The following is a 17,180-nucleotide window of genomic DNA, read 5'->3' as shown; positions in this document are numbered from 1 at the left end:
ATGCTGAAAGTCATCCTCGCCGACAACCAGGCTATCTTCCGCACCGGGGCCGCCAAGGTGCTGGCGGTCGAGGACGACCTGCGCATCGTCGCCCAGGCCCAGACCGCCGAGCAGATGCAGATGGCGCTGGAGCGCTTCCGCCCGCAGGTACTGGTCTGCGCCTCGGAGTTCGCCAGCGACCTGGCGGCGCTGGTCAGAGACACCGGCCGTACGCGCACCCGCATCATCCTGGTGATCGAGAATGGCGAAGAGACCAAGCCCTTCCTGGCGCAGGGCGTGCACGGCGTCGTTTACCGCAGCATCACCGGCGAGTCGCTCTCGCAATGCGTGCGCACCGTGGCCAAGGGCGGCACCTGGGTGCAGGACACCAAGGCCGCCGCCATCGCCGCCGAGAATGATATGGTGGGAGCCCGCGTCCGCGACCGCCTGACCCCGCGCGAACTGCACGTGGTCGCGCTCATCGTGCAGGGCTTCAAGAACAAGGAGATCGCCAGCCGCCTGGGCACCACCGAGCAGGTGATCAAAAACTACCTGCGCAACGTCTATGACAAAGTGGGCGTCTCCGACCGCCTGGAGCTGGCCCTGTTCACTATCCACCACCGCATCCTGGCTGAAGCCGCCGCAGCGATTGCCGAAGACAAACAATAGGACCGGCCAAGCTAGGTGTCTTACTTCTTATTGTGATTCGGCACCAATGAGATGCCGAGTTAGCATGCCGCCATCATCCCTTGGAAGCAGCAAGATCTGACTCAACAGAAGCCTGCCTGTCCTGCATACTGTCCGCTGATCGGCGGCACTAAACTCACTCTGGTTCCACACCTGGAAGTCGCTTGCAGCTTCCGTCGGAAGCCGCTCGAGCACTTGGCCCATCAACTTCTCGCCGCGTACCTGGTCCGGCGGCGGTTGAGGCGACTGTATGGCTGTCTCGATTACTTCAGCCATGGCATCAAGCAATTCCGCTTGGGTTTCGGTCTTCACCGCTTGTAGCGCTCGCTGGTTACCGCCCGCCTTCTTCGGCAACAGGAGGGCAAAGCACGAGCCTTCGTCTACCTCGCTAATCGCGCGATTTGTTGCCTCTAGGAATCTCACTGCAGCTCCATTGGAGGTCCGAACCAAGTACTTTGGCAAAACTTCGCTGACAATTGGGCTCACCCGACTGGCTACGATGTCCGGGCTTTCACCTAGGGCTAAGCCATCGCGCACTTTGCGCTGAATCCGTGCGTATGTCTCGGGATCGCTCTCTTTTAGAGCCCGGTAGAACCGAAGGCCTTGCAGCGCTTTCTGTGTCTCCCGATCGATCTGCCACGCTCGCACGTGCGGCATCACAAGGCCTCGAAAACCAAACATCCCTAGAAACACGATTGCGCTGAAGAGCCACTTGTTCTGATCCGGTCTACGGACGACAAGCAAGGCTAGGGCAGCCGCTAGCCCCGCACCAATGCCTGATACTACGATGGCAGCTAAATCCATGGGCCGAAACCTTCTGTAAGGACCGCGGATGCTAGTCACTGCAATGAGTGCAGTGCGCACTCTAGGGCGGGGTCGGCTTCCACTCGACGCCCACACTAGGCCGCTGGTCGTCGCGAGTAACTGTAGCATTGCAGTGCTAGACTCGAAAGGACGATGTTGCTCTTATACTCCGGCGGTGGCTCGGCAGAAGTACAGCTCTTGAGCAGCACGACCCAACCATCTGGGGACTCCTTAAGCGCAATGCTCTGCGGTACCTTCAATTGAATTTCGACACAGATTGCGCACAGATTTTGGAGGACATGCCCTTCGAATTGTGGGAGGGAACGAATAGCTTCGGTGATGCGTTCGAATTGCTCTACGCCACGACGACAGTTGACAAGTACCTTGAGCTCGAGTTGGAAGCTGACACAGAGATCGCCAAATCGCGTTACAAGAGAATTGCTCATGCCATGGAGCAGATTAACAATCCAATCCGCTTCATTGCGGTGGACGTGCTCATGGAGGGCGTTCAAGGTGTACCCACGCCCCAGTTAGAGGTCACTTCAGCGGTTGTCGAGCGTGCCTTGAGCGATTTTGAAGCGCTACTACATTCGAAGGGAGGGGCGGTAAGCGGCGTAGATCGGATACATACAGCATTGCATGGGTATCTTAGAGCAGTCTGTAACCAGGAGGATATCCAATACTCTGATGAGGCGGATGTCACCGCGCTCTTTGGGCTGATTCGACATCAACACCCTAAACTGCAGAAACACCCACCGGGTGTGGAAGCCCAGCGGATGCTACGTGGACTAGCGCGGATTGTTGACGCCCTAAATCCAGTGCGAAACCGGAAGAGCATGGCTCACCCGAATGAAGAGTTGCTGGACGAACCAGAGGCACTGTTGACGGCCCACGCCGTGAGAACACTGCTCCACTATCTGAATAGCAAGCTAAGATGACCGCAGGCGTGTTCCTCGACTCGCCAAAGAAAAAGGATGCTGAACGCGCGGTACGTGCGGAGGTGCCGCGCGCTGGGGGTGTAAGAAACGCGGGCCTTCGCCGCGCGTTCTTCCCTGCCGCGTTCTAGGCTACGTCAGCTTTTCCCCGATCGACTTCCCCTGCGTGAACAGGTACAGGTAGTCGGGGCCGCCGGACTTGGAATCGGTGCCGGACATATTGAAGCCGCCGAAGGGATGCACGCCGCAGATGGCCCCTGTGCACTTGCGGTTGATGTACAGGTTGCCGACGTGGAATTCGTTCTTGGCGCGCTCGATCTTCTCTTTCGACGTGGTGTAGACAGCGCCCGTCAGGCCGAACTCCGTGTTATTGGCGATGGCCAGCGCATCGTCGAAATCCTTCGCCTTGATCACCGCCAGCACCGGCCCGAACACTTCTTCCTGCGCCAGGCGCGCCGTCGGTGCGACGTCGGCAATCACGGTGGGCTGCAGGTAGAACCCTTCGCCGGCCTCGGCGGCGCGGCCGCCGCCGGTGATCAGCCGCCCTTCCTTCTTGCCGATCTCGATGTACTCCTGGATGGACTTCATCGCCGCTTCGTTCACCACCGGGCCCATGGCCTTGTTCTCGGTGGGGTCGCCGACCTGAATCTTTTCGACGCGTTCCTTCAGGCGCTCGAGGAAGACGTCATAGATGCGCTCATCCACAATGGCCCGTGAGCACGCCGAGCACTTCTGCCCCGAGAAGCCGAACGCGGAAACCGCTACGCCTTCGACCGCGGCGTCGAGGTTGGCGTCGGCGTCCACGATGATGGCGTCTTTCCCGCCCATTTCCAGGATGGTGCGCTTGATCCATATCTGCCCGGGCCGCGGTGTTGCGGCGCGCTGATGAATGTCCAACCCCACTTCCTTCGAGCCGGTGAAGGCGATGTAGCGCGTCTTGGGATGCTCCACCAGAGCGTTGCCGAAGCTGGCGCCCGAGCCGGGGCAGAAGTTCACCACGCCGTCCGGCAGCCCGGCCTCCAGCAGGATCTCGTGGAACTTCGCCGCGATGGTGGGCGAATCGCTCGAAGGCTTGAGCACCACCGTGTTGCCGCTGACGATCGAGGCCAGCGTCATCCCCGCCATGATGGCCGAAGGGAAGTTCCAGGGCGGAATCACCGCCCCGACGCCCAACGGGATGTAGCGCAGCACGTCGCGCTCGCCCGGGAGCTGCACCGGCATCACGATCTCGGAGAGGCGCAGCGCCTCGCGGCTGTAGTACTCGCAGAAGTCGATGGTCTCGCCCACGTCGCCGTCGGCTTCGGCAAAGTTCTTGCCCACTTCGAACACCAGCCAGGCCATGTATTCGAACTTGCGCGCGCGCAGGATGTCGCCGGCGCGCAGCACGATGGAGGCGCGCTGTTCCACCGGCGTCCGGCTCCAGCGCTCGAACGCCGCGAGCGCCGCTTCCACCGCGGGGGCGGCATGCTCGCGGCCCGCCTTCTGGTGAATGCCCACGACCTGCGAAGGCCGGGCCGGATTGATGGAAGTGATCTTGTCCTTAGTGCGGATGCGCTGCCCGCCGATCACCAGGTCATACTCGCGGCCCAGTTCGGCGCGCACTTTCTCGACGCCGGCGTGCATCGCGCGTAAGGCTTTTTCATCCTTGGTGAAGTCGATCGGCGGTTCGTTGCGGAATGGTCCCTCCGGCACGCGGAGCGAAGGACGGGCGATTGCGACGGCCATCAGACACCTCTCTATGATTCCCGGGAGCGGGGAATGAGTACCAGAAACTTCATTTTAGCATCTGCCGGCGGGATGCCATCCGGCCTATCGCGGCGGCAGGTCGCTCATGCGGAACTGCGTGCGGAAGTGCTCCGACAGCAGAAAGATAGCGGGCTGGTTCTTGTGCGGATCTGACTGCGCCAGGTAGCGAATGGCCTCCGCGATCATCCTCTGACCTTCGAGAAACCGCGGGTCGGAATTGCGTTGTCGCTTGTGGCGCGGGGAAGGATTCGCGGGAAGCGTAAAAACTCTTGCCATGATTGCCTGCTTCCTGCCAAGGTCGCAGAAGAAAACACTCCGCCCTCCGGCAGATTTTATGAATAAGCCGGAGTATAGCTGTCTCACCTCGCCGCACAAAGAACTTTCTGATGAAATTCGGAAGAATCCCTAACCCCAAGAAAACAAGCTGGATAGCATGCGACTCTCGGGGGAACGCAGGCCGCGCCGAAAGTTAACCCTGAGGATTTACGAACTTGGTCTTGCTGGTGGTCTTCAGGCGGAAAACGTCGTCGGCGACCTGCTGGTTCAGGCGGATATTGGTGTACTGGGCCAGCCGGTAATCGCCGGAGGGCTCGAAGAACTGCTGCTGGAGCGAGACGCCGCGCTCCCAATCGATCCACAGCACGATGCGTTCGAACACGCCCCGCATCTTTAGCGTCTTGGGCTGCAGTTCGAGGCGCGCCGTCTTCACGCCCCCAATGGCTTCGCTGCCGGCATAACGCACCTCGAACGACTTCAGCAGGTCGTGGCCACGGCCGCCGAACCCCAGCACCAGGAAACTCTCCACCTCGCCCTTGTTCTTGCCGGTGGAATACTCGGTGACCTGGTCGATGCGCGGCTGGTACAGGCGCACCTTGCCCTCGGTGAACAGCACGTATTTCTTGTCAGGGACGGCGATCTCGGCGGCCATCTGCGTTTCCTGGCCGCGCCGGCGGAAGAAAACCTTGCCCTTCTGCGTGTCGGTCTCCTGCACCACGCGCTGGTACTGGTCCCACACGAAGTCGGCCTCGGCCGTGCGGAACGATGCCGCGGCCGCGTCCATGCGATCCAGCACCGCCTCCAGTTCGGAAGGCGGCGCGGGCCCAGCCGCTACCTGGGCCGCCAGCGCCATCACCAGAGCAATGGCTGTAATTGGAAAGCGAATCATCGGGGATTCCCTTCTCTTCTACTGCCTTTGCACCCACGCATCGTAAGCCGTCACCTTGCCACTGGCGTCCCTCACGGGTACGTACCGCACGATAGTGACTTCGCCGGCCATCGGCTCGATCACCCGGAGCAGCCCGGCCTCCACCGCCTTGGCATCGCCATGCGGAACGGCGGCCGCCTCCACCCGATACACAAAACCGCCCTGCCCGTCGGGCCGGACGGTCACCTCACTTGGATGCGGGGCGCGCTCCACCGGTTTGTCGTTGAAGTTGATCCAGTACGGCGAAAACAGCACGAACAGGACGATCAGCGTCACCATCACGTCGTACTGCCAGCTTCCGCGCGCATACTCCCACAGGATAAAGCTGCGGATTGTCTGCCAAACACGGCCCATGTTGACGGAAACAGGTCCCTCGGAGCGGAAAAACTGCCGGTGATTTCAGTCTAGATGGCACGGCAGGCTTTGGCAACGATGCCGCTACAGTCTGCGCGGTGCGATGCGTTCCGCGCCCACGTACGGCCGCAGCGCTTCCGGAATCATCACCGAACCGTCGGCCTGCTGGTAGTGCTCGATGAGCGCCACCCAGGTGCGCCCGATGGCCAGTCCGCTCCCGTTCAGCGTGTGCACGAACTCGCTCTTGCCTTTGCCTTCGCGGCGGAAGCGGATGTTGGCGCGCCGCGCCTGAAAAGCTTCGAAGTTCGAGCAGGACGAGATCTCGCGGAACACCTGCTGCCCGGCCAGCCATACCTCGATGTCGTAGGTCTTGGCGGCGGCGAAGCCCATGTCGCCGGTGGACAAGGTCACCACCCGGTAGTGCAGCCCCAGCTTTTCCAGCACCGTGGCTGCGTCGCGCGTCAGCTTCTCCAGCTCGTCATAGGACTTTTCCGGATGCGCGAACTTCACCAGCTCCACCTTCTGGAACTGGTGTTGGCGGATGATGCCCCGCACGTCCTTGCCGTACGACCCGGCCTCGCTGCGGAAGCAGGGCGTGTAGGCGGTGAGCGAGAGCGGAAGCTGCGCCGCCTCCAGGACCTCGTCGCGGTACAGGTTGGTCACCGGGACTTCGGCCGTGGGCACCAGCCACAGGTCGGCGTTCTCGCACTTGAACAGGTCGCCGGCGAACTTGGGCAGTTGGCCCGTCCCGTACAGCGAATCGGAGTTCACCAGGAACGGGGGCAGCACTTCGGTGTAGCCGTGCTCCCGCGTATGCACATCGAGCATGAAGTTGGCCAGGGCCCGTTCCAGCCGCGCGCCCACGTCCCAGTAGACGGCGAAGCGCGCTCCGGAAAGCTTGGCCGCCCGCGGCAGGTCGAGGATGCCCAACTGCTCGCCCAGCTCCCAGTGCGGCCTGGGCGCGAAATCGAACTTGGGCGGAGCGCCCCAGCGGCGCTCTTCGCGGTTCTGCTCGGGCCCCGAGCCCACGGGAACGCTCACGTGCGGCAGGTTCGGGATCGAGGCCAGCAGCGCGCGCAGTGCGGTCTCTTTTTCTTCCGCCCGCTTCTGCTTCTCCTCCGCCCGCTCACGGAGCACCTTGGTTTCGGCGATCAGCGCGGCTGCATCCTGCTTCTCGCGCTTGAGCCGCGCAATCTCTTCCGACTTGCGGTTGCGTTCCGCCTGCAGCGTCTCCGCTTCGGTGATCAGGCGCCGGCGCTCCGCGTCCAGGGCATGGAAGTCGCCCAGCAGCGCGGCGGGATCCAGCCCGCGCTGCCGCAGCTTTTCTTCCACCAGCGCGAGGTTCTCCCGGACGAAGGCAAGGTCGAGCATGGAATCCTTAAATCTACCGGAAAGCCGCCGCCAAAAGAAACCGGCGATGGCGTACACTAAAGCGATTCGGGGCTGGACCCATGGCGGCGCCCGCCGGCGCAGCATCCAAGGGTTCAGGAAGATGCCATGACTTCGGTTTCCAAGATCCGGCGCTGGTCGGCCGTGGCCGCGGTCCTGCTGCTTCTGCCGTCCACTGCCGTCCCGCTCGGCGCCTCCGAGCGCGTGGTGGCGATCGGCGACGCCCACGGCGACATCGAAGCGCTCACCGGCATCTTGCGTGATGCGGGGCTCATCGACGCCAACCGTCGCTGGACCGGCGGCCCGACCACGCTGGTCCAGACCGGCGACATGATCGACCGCGGCCCCGCCGACCGCGCCGTGCTCGACCTGATGATGGCGCTCGAGAAAGAGGCGCCGCGCAAGAAGGGCCGCGTCACGGTTTTGCTGGGCAACCACGAGATCATGAACATGACCGGCGACCTGCGCTACGTACGCAGCTACGCCACCTTCGCCAGCCCGGACTCCGAGAAGCGTCGCCGCAAGGCCTTCGAACAATATCTGGACTGGCGCAAGGACCGCGCCCCGCCGACCGCATCCACGATCTCGGGCGCCGACCTCGAGAAACAATGGATGGACGCCCACCCGCCGGGCTTCCTCGAGCACCGCGAGGCCTTCGCTCCCGACGGCAAGTATGGCCGCTGGCTGCGTGAAAAGCCCGTGATCGCCCGCCTGGACGGTGTGCTGTTCGTGCACGGCGGCATCAATCCGGCCCTGCCCGATACCGATCCCGAGCGCATCAACAAGCGGGTGCGCGACGAACTTCAGGCCATGGACGCCTTTCGCACCTGGCTCGCGCAGGAAAAGATTGCGCTTCCCTTCTTCACTCTGCAGGAGGCCACCGAGGCCGCACAGGCCGAACTGGACCGGCTGAAGGCGGACGCCGCCACCCGAACCGCCGCGGCTCAGGCGGAAGGCAAGTCCTGGAAGCCCTCGGAGACCGACGACCGCCGCCGCAAGACGCTGGAGGAATTCCTCGCCTATAACCGCTGGTACAGCATCCATCCTGACGGACCGGTCTGGTTCCGCGGCTACGCGGAGTGGACCGAGGCGGAAGGCACGCCCAAAGTAGCGGCGCTGCTGGCCTCGCTTGGCGCCACCAACCTGGTGGTGGGCCACACGCCCCAGGCGGATGGACGCGTGCGCGTTCGCTTCGGCGGCCGCGTCTTTCTCATCGACACCGGCATGCTCACCGGCTACCTGCCCCAGGGCCGCGCTTCCGCGCTGGAGATTTCCAGCCCCAAGTTCACCGCCGTCTATCACGATGAACGCATCGTGCTGCTCAACGGTCCGGTAACTCCGGTTCCGTCCCGGCCGGCTGCGGCCCCGGGCGGCGGCTCGCTCGCCGAATATGCAGACGCCGAATCTGAATCGGCCGCGCCTGCGGCATCCACCGAGCCGCTGCCCCACCAGTGGATCGGGCCCGACGGCCAGCCACTCCCCTTCAAGAGCGATGCCGAACTGCTCGAGTTCCTGCGCACGGCGAAGGTGCGCGGCATCAAGGACATCGGCACCGGCATCACCAATCCCAAGAAGATGAAGCTGGTGAAAGACGGCATCGTGGCCAACGCCGTCTACCGCAACGTCGGCGAGGAAAAGACCTACACCACTATGGCCGGCGGGCAAACCGAGATGTTCTTCCGTGACGACGCCACCTTCGAGCCTGCCGCCTACGAACTCAGCCAGTTGCTCGGCCTGCCCTGGGTGCCGCCCGCCATCAAGCGCGGCTACGGCGGAACCGACGGCTCCATGCAGATATGGCTGGAAGGCGTCACCCAGTACACCGATATCCAGAAGAAGAAGATCGAGCCCCCCGACCGCGTCCGCTGGAGCAAGCAGCTCCACGTCATGCGCGTGTTCGACAACCTGGTCTACAACACCGACCGCAACCAGGGGAACATGCTCATCGACAAGCACTGGCGCCTGTGGCTCATCGACCACACCCGCGCCTTCCGCCGCCAGGAGAACCTGCGCACACCCGACCTGCTTGTTCAATGCGACCGCGGTTTTCTGGAGCGCCTGCGCAACCTGGACGAAGGCCTGGTTCGCGAGAAGATGAAAAAGTATTTGCGCTCCGCGGAGATCGATGCCCTGTTCGTACGGCGCCGCAAGATCATCGAGCATTTCGACAAGCTCATCCGCGAGCGCGGCGAAACCATGGTGCTGTTCAACCTGGAGCCCATCGATGCGCAACGCTGACGGCCCCGGTTCCCCACGGCGTGTGCTGCGATGATCGCCTACCTGGAACGGGTCCTGACGCTGCGCCCGGGCGACCTGGGCCGCGGCGTTCTGCTGTACCTCTACCTGTTCCTGGTCATTGCGTCCTACACCATCGGCAAGGTCGCTCGCGACGCTCTTTTCCTCGATCGCTTCGATGCCGTCAAGCTCCCCATGGCCGACCTCGCCAGCGCTCTTCTGGTCGGCGTGGTCGTGGCCGGCTACCTCGCCGTGGCGCGCCGCGTCACTCTCCGCAATCTGCTCGTCGGCTGCTTGTTCCTCTACTCCGCCACCTGCGTCCTGTTCTGGTACCTCGTACACTTCCACCAGCAGCCCTGGCTGTTTCCGGTCTTCTACATCTGGGTGGGCATCTTCGGCGTGCTCGCGCCCATGCAGGTGTGGAAGCTCGCCAACTTCGTCCTCACCACGCGCGAAGCCAAGCGTATTTTCGGCCTGGTCGGCGCCGGCGCCATCTCGGGATGGATTTTCGGAGGCTTCGCCTCCCGGGTGACGGTGAAGGCCTATGGCACGGAAGGCCTGCTGATGGGCATGGCGGTCTGCCTGGCCATCTGTGCCGGCCTGGTGGTGCCCATCTGGCGGCGGAAGCAGCTCAATCCGCTGGAGTCCGGAACCCATGAAGCCGAGGCGCAGCCTACCGTCCTCGAAAGCCTTCGCCAGATCGCGGCTTCGCCCTACTTGATCGCCATCGCCGCCGTGATCTGCATGTCTTCGTTCGTCACCACCTTCGCAGGTTGGCAGTTCAAGGCCATCGCCAAACAGTTCGTCCCGCAGAAGGACGCCCTGGCACTCTTCTTCAGCGACTTCAATTTCATCGCCGGCATCGCCTGTCTCCTCACCCAGATGCTGCTCACTTCCCGCGCCCTGCGCCGCTTCGGCCTGGGGTTCACCTTGTACGTTGTGCCGGTCGCGCTGCTCGGCGGCACCATCGGTGTGCTGGCGTTCGGAACGCTCGTGGCGGCCGTGCTGCTGAAAGGCAGCGACCAGGTCCTGCGCTATTCCATCGACAAGTCCTCTGTCGAGCTGCTCTACCTGCCGCTGGCCGCCGACTTGAAGCTGCGCGTGAAATCCTTCATTGACACCTTCATCTGGAGGCTGGGAGACGGGCTCGCAGCGCTCACCCTGGTGCTGTTTGCCGACCGCCTGCGCTTCGGCGCACGCGAGGTCGGCTGGGTAAATTTGGTCTTCATCGGCGGATGGCTGGTGGCCGCGTTCTTCGCGCGCAAACAGTATGTCCACACCCTGCGCGACAGCATCCGCCGGCACCGCATGGACGTCGAGCACATCGACACCCCCGTGCTCGACCGCTCGACCGCAGAGATTTTCTCCGACCGCTTTGTTTCCACCGACCCCAAGGAGATCCTCTATGCGCTGAGCCTGTTTGAGGCCGAGCGACGCCGCCGCGTGCATCCCGCCGTGCGCGGGCTGCTCTATCACCCGGCTGCCGAGGTGCGGCGCAAGGCCCTGGCCCTGCAGGCCGAGGCCGGCGACCGCCTGGTGGTGCCCGAGGTCGAAGGCCTGTTGCGGGACCCGGACTTCGAGGTCCGCACCGAAGCTTTGCTCTACCTGGCTCATCATGCGCACATCGATCCGCTGCACAAGATCGAAGAGCTGGGCGACTTTCCCGATTTCTCCATCCGCTCGGCCATGGCGGCGTTTCTCGCGCGCCCCGGCGACACCCAGAACCTGGAGGCTGCCACCCGCATTCTCGACGCCATGATCGACGAGCCGGGGACGCAGGGTGCGCGTTCGCGGCGCGAGGCCGCCCGCCTGTTGCAGGTGGTCGAGGGTCCGTTCGACGCGCACCTGGAGCGGCTCGTGAAAGATTCCGACGCCGACGTCCGGCGCCACGCGCTGCGCGCGATCGGGCGCCAGCGTTGCCGCCGGTTGCTTCCCACCGTGATCGAACGCCTGACGGATCCGGCTCTCTCCAACGATGCCGCCGAAGCTCTCGCCCTGTTCGGCGACAGCATCGTCGGAACCCTGCGCGATTACCTCGGAGATCCCGCGCAAAGCACCGAGCTGCGCGCCTCCATCGCGCATGCCCTGGCGCGCATCGGTACGCCCGCCGCCGGCCGCGCCCTGATGGAAAACCTGCTCGAACGCGAAACCAACCTGCGCTTCCTCATCCTCAGCTCCTTGAACAAGCTGCGCGACGCTCATCCCGGCCTGGAGCTGGATACGCTCCTGCTGGAGAGCGTCCTCGCCGCCGAGATCATGGGTCACTATCGCTCCTACCAGATTCTGAACACGCTGGGCGAAAACCTGGATGACCGCGACGCCGTCTCCAGCGCTCTGCGCGAATCCATGCGCCAGGAAGTGGAGCGCATCTTCCGCCTTCTGACCCTGCTGCATCCCGGTTACGACTTCCACAGCGCCTACGTTGGCCTTCAGTCTTCGAACGCCGTGGTGCATGACAACGCCCTCGAATTCCTGGACAACGTGCTCAAGCCCGCCCTGCGGAACACCCTGGTGCCGTTGCTCGACAGCGAGGTCTCCGTCGCCGAGCGCGCCAGCCTGGGCGCCCGCTTGTGTCACGCAGGGGTGGAAACCCGCGAAGCCGCGGTCGCCGAGCTGGTTTCCAGCGATGACCCATGGCTCAAGGCCTGCGGCGCTTACGCCATCGGCACGCTCCGCCTCACTTCGCTGGTGGCGCAGCTTGAAAGCTGCCTGAACCATCCCGATCCGCTGCTGCGCGAGACCGCGCGCCAGGCCAAGGTCCGCCTTTCAGCGCAGAGCGGCGCCCCCGCCGCGGACTGACCGGAAGCCACTGACCGCCGCCCGCCCTGTCGTACACTAGAAACGAATGAGAATCCGCTTCCTGCGCGCGGCCGGACTGCTGTCGCTGTTGTGTTTCTCTTCGCTCGCCTTCGCTTCCGCCTACGATGCCCGGCCTCGGCTGGTCGTCATCATCATCGCGGACGGGTTCCGCGCCGACTTTCTGGAGCGCCACCGCGCCGGTTTCGGCGCCGGCGGCTTCAACACCTTTCTTGAGCGCGGCGCCGTGTTCGCAGACTGTCGCTACGACCACGCCGTTTCTCTGACCGCGCCCAGCTACACTACCCTGCTGACCGGCGCCTACGCCGACGGACACGGCATCCAGAGCAACAATCTTTGGGACCCGAAACTGAAGCAGATGGTGCCTGCCGAGCAGGATGACGCCACCACGGGCGTCGGTACCCGGGCCGGCGGCTCGCCCTGGCGCATGCTCGCCTCTACGCTCGGCGACGAATTGAAACTGGCCACCGGTGGCAAGTCACGCGTCTTCGCCGTATCGCTTAAGCGACGTGCCGCCATCCTTCCCGCCGGACGCGCTGCGGACGCGGCCTATTGGGCCGCAGATTCCGAGGGTTCTTTCGTCACCTCGTCCTACTACATGAAGGATCCGCCCGAGTGGGTGAAAACCTTCAATGCCGGCGGCCGGCTGGACAAATATCGCAGCCTGGAATGGAAGGATGGTGCCGGAAACGTCCTTCGCCCGCCCTCCGCATCCGGCAAGTTCAAGGATTCCATCGGCGAAACCCCGTTCGCCACCGAGTACCAGCTCGAGTTCACCCGCCAGCTCATCCAGGAAGAGAAACTCGGCTCCGGCCCCGCCACCGACCTGCTTATCCTTTCCCTGTCCGCGCCCGACTACCTGGGACATGATGCCGGTCCGGATTCGCCGGAAATGGCGGCCATGATCCTCGCGCTCGATCGCCAGCTCAGCGAGTTCTTCGCCTATCTGGCACGGCAGTTCGGCCTGGCCAATCTGTGGCTGGTCTTCACCTCTGACCATGGCACGGCTCCGCTGCCCGCCACCGCTGCCGGATTGCGTCTACCGGGACGCAACGTGGATGTCAGCGCCTTCCGCAACCAGGCCAATGCCGCGCTCGCCGCCCGCTTCGGTGTCCGCGCCGACTTCATTGCCGGCATCGACTGGCCCGTCGCCTACCTCTCGCCGGATGCCTTTGCCGCAACCCACCTCAGCGAAGCTGAAGCCGAGAAAGCGGCCGGCGAGGCGCTGCAGAAAGCAGGCGGCTGGACCGGCTTCTTCACCCGATATCAGATCGAGAACGGCGTCCTGCCACCGACCGCGCTCGGCCGCCGCGTGGCTCACAGCTTCTCGCCCTACGGTGGCTGGTATGTGATCGGACTGCCGGAACGCTACGCCGCCGGGATGTCGCGCGGCACTCACCACGGCTCCCCGTGGTCTTACGACACTCACGTTCCTCTGTTGTTCTACGGTTTGCCGTTCCGCCCTGGCGTCTACCGCCAGAGCGTCGAGCCCGTGGACCTCGCGCCGACCCTGGCTTCGCTGCTCGGCATCACGCCGCCGTCGCACAGCGTGGGGCGCGTGCTCAGTGAAGCCCTGGCCGACGGAGGCAAACCGTGAGCACCACGCATCCTGCCGGGCCGCCGCAGCCGCCCGACCTGAGCGTCACCTTCTGCGGCATCCGTTTCAAGAACCCGGTCATCGCCGCCAGCGGCACCTTCGGCTACGGCCTGGAATTCGAGGACATCGTGTCGCTGCCCCGGCTGGGCGGCTTCGTGGTGAAAGGGCTCTCGCGCGAACCCATGGCCGGCAATCCGCCGCCGCGCATCTTCGAGAGTGCAGCGGGCATGCTCAACTCCATCGGGCTGCAGAACATCGGGGCGCCCGCCTTCGTCGAAGAAAAGCTCCCGCTGCTGCGCAAGAAAAAAGACATCGTCGTTATCGCCAACGTCTTCGGCTTCACGGTCGAGGACTACGAAGCCACCATCCGCATTCTGAACCAGGGCGAAGGCATCGCGGCCTACGAGCTGAATGTCTCCTGCCCCAACACGAAGCGCGGAGGCATCAGCTTCGGCAGCGACCCGGTGCTGCTCGAGGAAGTGGTGGCGTCGGCGAAGGGCGCGGCCACGCGCCCGCTGATCGTCAAGCTCTCGCCCAACGTCACCAGCATCCCGCAGATGGCGCGCGCGGCGGAAAACGCCGGCGCCGACGCTCTTTCCCTGGTCAACACCTTCGTGGCCATGGCCATCGACGCCGAAACCCGCCGCCCGCGCATCTCCAACATCACCGCCGGGCTCTCTGGTCCTGCCATCAAGCCCATCGCTCTGCGCATGGTCTACGAAGCCGCGCATGCGGTGGACATCCCGGTGATCGGCATCGGCGGCATCACGACCGCCGCCGACGTGGTCGAATTCCTGCTCGCGGGCGCCGCCGCCGTCCAGGTGGGCACGGCCAATTACTGGGATCCCTGCGCTACGGAGAACATCGTCAACGCGCTCGAACGCTGGTGCATGGAGCACCGCGTGGCTCGACTCAACGACCTAATCGGCGGGCTCATCACGGACTGACTTTATCCGACCTCGGGCGCGCCCTTGATGGCGGACTGGATATGCTGCGACTGCTCGTAAAGAAAGCGCACGATCTTTTCTGCTTCGCCGGACGGACGCAGGTCGTCGCGCGTGAGCAGGAGTTGCAGGTTCGCGTGCATTAACACGGCAGGCGCGCCGACTTCCCGCCGCAAGCGCTTCAGCAGCTCGGACAAGTTCCGGAACTCACGTTCGCGCTGGCTCTTCTTCCACAGCAGCCAGCCCACTGCCAGCCCGAACACGATGAACATCCCGCGGTACGCCAGCGTGATCCAGGCGTGCGGGCCCGTGACTTCTTCCTGAACCGAATGGCTCTCAAGGTGAACGTGCATGGCGATGTCGATGGCCGAAGCACCCAGGCCGAAGGCGAGGCCATAGAGCACTTCCCGATACTGGCCGATCATGTCGGTCCTCCTGCGTCGCGCGGCATCGTGCCCGGCCATCTCTCGCGCCGCGCTTCCGCTACTTGGAAGAGGACGGTCGCGGCGCCCAGAAGCTCCAGTCGAGCGCGACGATCTTCCATCCGCCTCCTCTCTTTTCGAGCACATATACGGACCACAGCGTTGCCTCGACCTTCTCCCCCGACTTGCGTGTGAGCGTCATCGTGGTCCTGGTATAGCCCCATCCCATCTGCGGCGTCCCCGCCAGACGCACGAGTTCGCTTTTCATCGGCGGCGCCGGCTCCTTCATCTCCGGCACCAAATGATGGTCGCGGAAGTCCGCCCAGCCGTCATTACGGTGGCCGTTCTCAAACGCCACCAGATCCTCCGCCATCAACGGCTCGATCTTCGCCAGGTCGCGCTCGGCCAGTCCGCGCTCGAACTGCTCGATGACCGCGCGGACTTCCGGCTCAGGCGTTTTCTCCGCCCACGCCAACCCATTCAGGGTCAGAACTGCCAGCAACAGTACTTTTCGCATTCTCCCTCTCCTCCTGAGTTCCTCTGCTGACTGCCGACTGCTGAACGCTGCGTGCTGATTGCTACTTTTCCATCGGCCTTGCCATCGGGATGTTGATCTCGCGTACCGGCAGGTCCATCTCGCCCGCCCGCGCCGGAGCTTCCAGTCCGTCGGTCAGCAGATACCCGCGCAGCGCGATCGAGCTGGTCTGCAGCGCCTCCAGCGCCTCGATGTAATCGGTCTGCAACTGGAAGAGCGTCCGTTGCGCGATCAGCACCTGCGGATACGCCGCTGCCACCTCCTGGTACTTGGCCAGGTACAGCTCGTACGCTCGCTGCGCCCGCGGGATCATCTGCGCCCGGTAGCGCTCCGCCATCGCGCGGGCATCTCGGTAGCTGCGCAGCAGTGCGGCCGAGCGTTCGCGCAGCACCAGCTCCACGCGCCGCGCTTCGGCCTGCGCGCGTTCCAGTTCCGCGCGCGCCGACTCCACGCCGCCCTGGTTGCGGTCGAACAGCTTCAACTGCACGCCGATCTCCGCGAATCCCTGCAGGCCGACCGGACGTCCCGTAGCCTCCAGCAACTCGCGGTTCTGCTGCAGCCCGCCGCGCAGGACCAGGTCCGGTACCGCCTCCCGTCGCGCGCGCCCCACCGCCAGCTCCGCGCGCCTCACGCCCGCCTCCGCGATGCGCACCGCCGGGCTGTTGCGCACCAGGTCTTCGATGTACTGCTCGGGCGCGATGTCCGGCAGGTTTTCCTCCAGCCGTCCGGCCAGCCGCGCAAGCGGAAGCTGCGGATTGCCCGCCACCGCGGCCAGCGCCGTCCACGCATGCTGGCGCCGGTTTTCCGTCTCGATCAGCATCAGTTCGGCCCGCTGCGCCTCAATCTCCGCCTGCAGGACGTCCGGCTGGTCGGCCTGGCCCACGTTATGCAGTTGCCGCGAGACCTCTACCGCCTCCGCCGCCAGCCGCGCCAGCTTGCGGCGCACGGCCACGGACTCCTGCGCCGCCAGCGAGTGGAAATACAGCATGCGCACCGCGTTCATCACTCGCAGACGCTGTTCTTCCGACTCAGCCTCCGCCTGCACGCGCTCCTGCTCGAAGACCTGGCGACTCCGCTTCAGCTTGCCGCCCAGCACGATAGGCTGCTCGATGAAGAATCCCTGCTGGCCGCCACGCGAGCGCCCGCCGCGAATCTCCTCCCCGAGATATCCCACGGTCGGGTTGGGATACAGGCCCGCCTGTTTCGCGCGTCCCGCAGCCACGCGCACTTCAGCACTCGCCTGCTTGAGCGTGGGATTGTTGGCCAGCGCCATGCGCTCCAGTTCTTCCAGCGTCAGCGCCGGACCGCTTTCTTCCGCCTCCGGCGCCTGCGTCGCCTTCGGCGCGCTGGGCTGATGCCGTGCATGCTGTCCCGCCGGAGCGGGTTCCTGGGCGCGAACTCCGGCGGGCAAGGCCATCACCGCCACCAGCAGGACTCGAAACAAAGTGTTCTCTCTCATGGCTTCCTCTTCTCGTAGCGCCGGCGTCCTCGCCGGCTGTCGCGGAGGCGTCTCGCCTCCGTTTGCTGGAAAC

15 protein-coding genes are annotated in these 17,180 nt (G+C 64.4%); 6 read left to right on the top strand and 9 right to left on the bottom strand.

What is annotated here, in order from left to right:
- Entirely contained in the window at positions 1 to 648 is a 648-nt protein-coding gene (locus VNK82_07755; protein HXE90840.1) for a response regulator transcription factor, read from the top strand.
- 27 nt (positions 649 to 675) lie between these two features.
- Here VNK82_07755 and VNK82_07750 read toward each other — a convergent pair whose 3' ends face one another.
- Positions 676 to 1,470 carry a hypothetical protein gene (locus VNK82_07750; GenBank protein ID HXE90839.1) on the bottom strand — a complete coding sequence of 265 codons (795 nt, stop codon included), beginning with the start codon at positions 1,468 to 1,470 and terminating at the stop codon, positions 676 to 678.
- Between the two features lie 299 nt (positions 1,471 to 1,769).
- Here VNK82_07750 and VNK82_07745 point away from each other — a divergent pair, with 299 nt between their 5' ends.
- Positions 1,770 to 2,408 carry an abortive infection family protein gene (locus tag VNK82_07745; GenBank protein HXE90838.1) on the top strand — a complete coding sequence of 213 codons (639 nt, stop codon included), beginning with the start codon at positions 1,770 to 1,772 and terminating at the stop codon, positions 2,406 to 2,408.
- A 129-nt stretch (positions 2,409 to 2,537) separates the two neighbouring features.
- On the opposite strand, the gene pruA is transcribed toward VNK82_07745, so the two are convergent.
- The 5 genes from pruA to serS form a co-directional block, all read right to left on the bottom strand.
- Complete coding sequence (gene pruA, locus VNK82_07740) at positions 2,538 to 4,130, bottom strand: L-glutamate gamma-semialdehyde dehydrogenase (protein HXE90837.1); 1,593 nt, start codon at positions 4,128 to 4,130, stop codon at positions 2,538 to 2,540.
- A gap of 84 nt (positions 4,131 to 4,214) precedes the next feature.
- Positions 4,215 to 4,427, bottom strand: a complete 213-nt coding sequence (locus tag VNK82_07735) for a hypothetical protein (GenBank protein ID HXE90836.1) — start codon at positions 4,425 to 4,427, stop codon at positions 4,215 to 4,217.
- A 193-nt stretch (positions 4,428 to 4,620) separates the two neighbouring features.
- A complete protein-coding gene (locus VNK82_07730; protein HXE90835.1) occupies positions 4,621 to 5,316 on the bottom strand; it encodes an outer-membrane lipoprotein carrier protein LolA in 696 nt (231 codons plus the stop codon).
- A gap of 18 nt (positions 5,317 to 5,334) precedes the next feature.
- The gene (locus VNK82_07725) at positions 5,335 to 5,709 is read right to left on the bottom strand and encodes a hypothetical protein (protein HXE90834.1); all 375 of its coding nucleotides are present in this window, start codon (positions 5,707 to 5,709) and stop codon (positions 5,335 to 5,337) included.
- 84 nt (positions 5,710 to 5,793) lie between these two features.
- The gene (gene serS / locus VNK82_07720; GenBank protein ID HXE90833.1) at positions 5,794 to 7,080 is read right to left on the bottom strand and encodes a serine--tRNA ligase; all 1,287 of its coding nucleotides are present in this window, start codon (positions 7,078 to 7,080) and stop codon (positions 5,794 to 5,796) included.
- A 126-nt stretch (positions 7,081 to 7,206) separates the two neighbouring features.
- On the opposite strand from serS, the gene VNK82_07715 reads away from it, so the two are divergent.
- Genes VNK82_07715 through VNK82_07700 form a run of 4 tightly spaced genes read left to right on the top strand, consistent with a single transcriptional unit; the run spans position 7,207 to position 14,694 of the window.
- A complete protein-coding gene (locus tag VNK82_07715; protein ID HXE90832.1) occupies positions 7,207 to 9,336 on the top strand; it encodes a metallophosphoesterase in 2,130 nt (709 codons plus the stop codon).
- Between the two features lie 30 nt (positions 9,337 to 9,366).
- The gene (locus tag VNK82_07710) at positions 9,367 to 12,132 is read left to right on the top strand and encodes an Npt1/Npt2 family nucleotide transporter (GenBank protein HXE90831.1); all 2,766 of its coding nucleotides are present in this window, start codon (positions 9,367 to 9,369) and stop codon (positions 12,130 to 12,132) included.
- Between the two features lie 46 nt (positions 12,133 to 12,178).
- Positions 12,179 to 13,747 (top strand): alkaline phosphatase family protein, encoded by a 1,569-nt coding sequence (locus tag VNK82_07705; GenBank protein HXE90830.1) that lies wholly within the window; start codon positions 12,179 to 12,181, stop codon positions 13,745 to 13,747.
- Positions 13,744 to 14,694, top strand: a complete 951-nt coding sequence (locus tag VNK82_07700; GenBank protein ID HXE90829.1) for a dihydroorotate dehydrogenase — start codon at positions 13,744 to 13,746, stop codon at positions 14,692 to 14,694. The genes VNK82_07705 and VNK82_07700 overlap by 4 nt, the downstream gene beginning before the upstream one ends.
- Positions 14,695 to 14,696: 2 nt before the next feature.
- On the opposite strand, the gene VNK82_07695 is transcribed toward VNK82_07700, so the two are convergent.
- From VNK82_07695 to VNK82_07685, 3 genes are all read right to left on the bottom strand, one after another.
- Entirely contained in the window at positions 14,697 to 15,116 is a 420-nt protein-coding gene (locus tag VNK82_07695; protein HXE90828.1) for a hypothetical protein, read from the bottom strand.
- A gap of 58 nt (positions 15,117 to 15,174) precedes the next feature.
- Positions 15,175 to 15,630 carry a nuclear transport factor 2 family protein gene (locus VNK82_07690; GenBank protein HXE90827.1) on the bottom strand — a complete coding sequence of 152 codons (456 nt, stop codon included), beginning with the start codon at positions 15,628 to 15,630 and terminating at the stop codon, positions 15,175 to 15,177.
- A 61-nt stretch (positions 15,631 to 15,691) separates the two neighbouring features.
- Entirely contained in the window at positions 15,692 to 17,107 is a 1,416-nt protein-coding gene (locus VNK82_07685) for a TolC family protein (GenBank protein ID HXE90826.1), read from the bottom strand.
- Positions 17,108 to 17,180: the final 73 nt, after the last annotated feature.

It is taken from the genome of Terriglobales bacterium (assembly GCA_035573675.1).
Classification (GTDB): domain Bacteria; phylum Acidobacteriota; class Terriglobia; order Terriglobales; family Acidobacteriaceae; genus DATMAB01.
The sequence above is the reverse complement of the archived record's forward strand: the minus strand, read 5'-3'. Positions and strand labels throughout refer to the sequence as shown.

Bases quoted from the DNA above. Each gene is read 5' to 3' on its own strand.
- VNK82_07755 (HXE90840.1), top strand. From the start codon at position 1: ATGCTGAAAGTCATCCTCGCCGACAACCAGGCTATCTTCCGCACCGGG.
- VNK82_07750 (HXE90839.1), bottom strand. From the start codon at position 1,470: ATGGATTTAGCTGCCATCGTAGTATCAGGCATTGGTGCGGGGCTAGCG.
- VNK82_07745 (HXE90838.1), top strand. From the start codon at position 1,770: ATGCCCTTCGAATTGTGGGAGGGAACGAATAGCTTCGGTGATGCGTTC.
- pruA (HXE90837.1), bottom strand. From the start codon at position 4,130: ATGGCCGTCGCAATCGCCCGTCCTTCGCTCCGCGTGCCGGAGGGACCA.
- VNK82_07735 (HXE90836.1), bottom strand. From the start codon at position 4,427: ATGGCAAGAGTTTTTACGCTTCCCGCGAATCCTTCCCCGCGCCACAAG.
- VNK82_07730 (HXE90835.1), bottom strand. From the start codon at position 5,316: ATGATTCGCTTTCCAATTACAGCCATTGCTCTGGTGATGGCGCTGGCG.
- VNK82_07725 (HXE90834.1), bottom strand. From the start codon at position 5,709: ATGGGCCGTGTTTGGCAGACAATCCGCAGCTTTATCCTGTGGGAGTAT.
- serS (HXE90833.1), bottom strand. From the start codon at position 7,080: ATGCTCGACCTTGCCTTCGTCCGGGAGAACCTCGCGCTGGTGGAAGAA.
- VNK82_07715 (HXE90832.1), top strand. From the start codon at position 7,207: ATGACTTCGGTTTCCAAGATCCGGCGCTGGTCGGCCGTGGCCGCGGTC.
- VNK82_07710 (HXE90831.1), top strand. From the start codon at position 9,367: ATGATCGCCTACCTGGAACGGGTCCTGACGCTGCGCCCGGGCGACCTG.
- VNK82_07705 (HXE90830.1), top strand. From the start codon at position 12,179: ATGAGAATCCGCTTCCTGCGCGCGGCCGGACTGCTGTCGCTGTTGTGT.
- VNK82_07695 (HXE90828.1), bottom strand. From the start codon at position 15,116: ATGATCGGCCAGTATCGGGAAGTGCTCTATGGCCTCGCCTTCGGCCTG.
- VNK82_07690 (HXE90827.1), bottom strand. From the start codon at position 15,630: ATGCGAAAAGTACTGTTGCTGGCAGTTCTGACCCTGAATGGGTTGGCG.
- VNK82_07685 (HXE90826.1), bottom strand. From the start codon at position 17,107: ATGAGAGAGAACACTTTGTTTCGAGTCCTGCTGGTGGCGGTGATGGCC.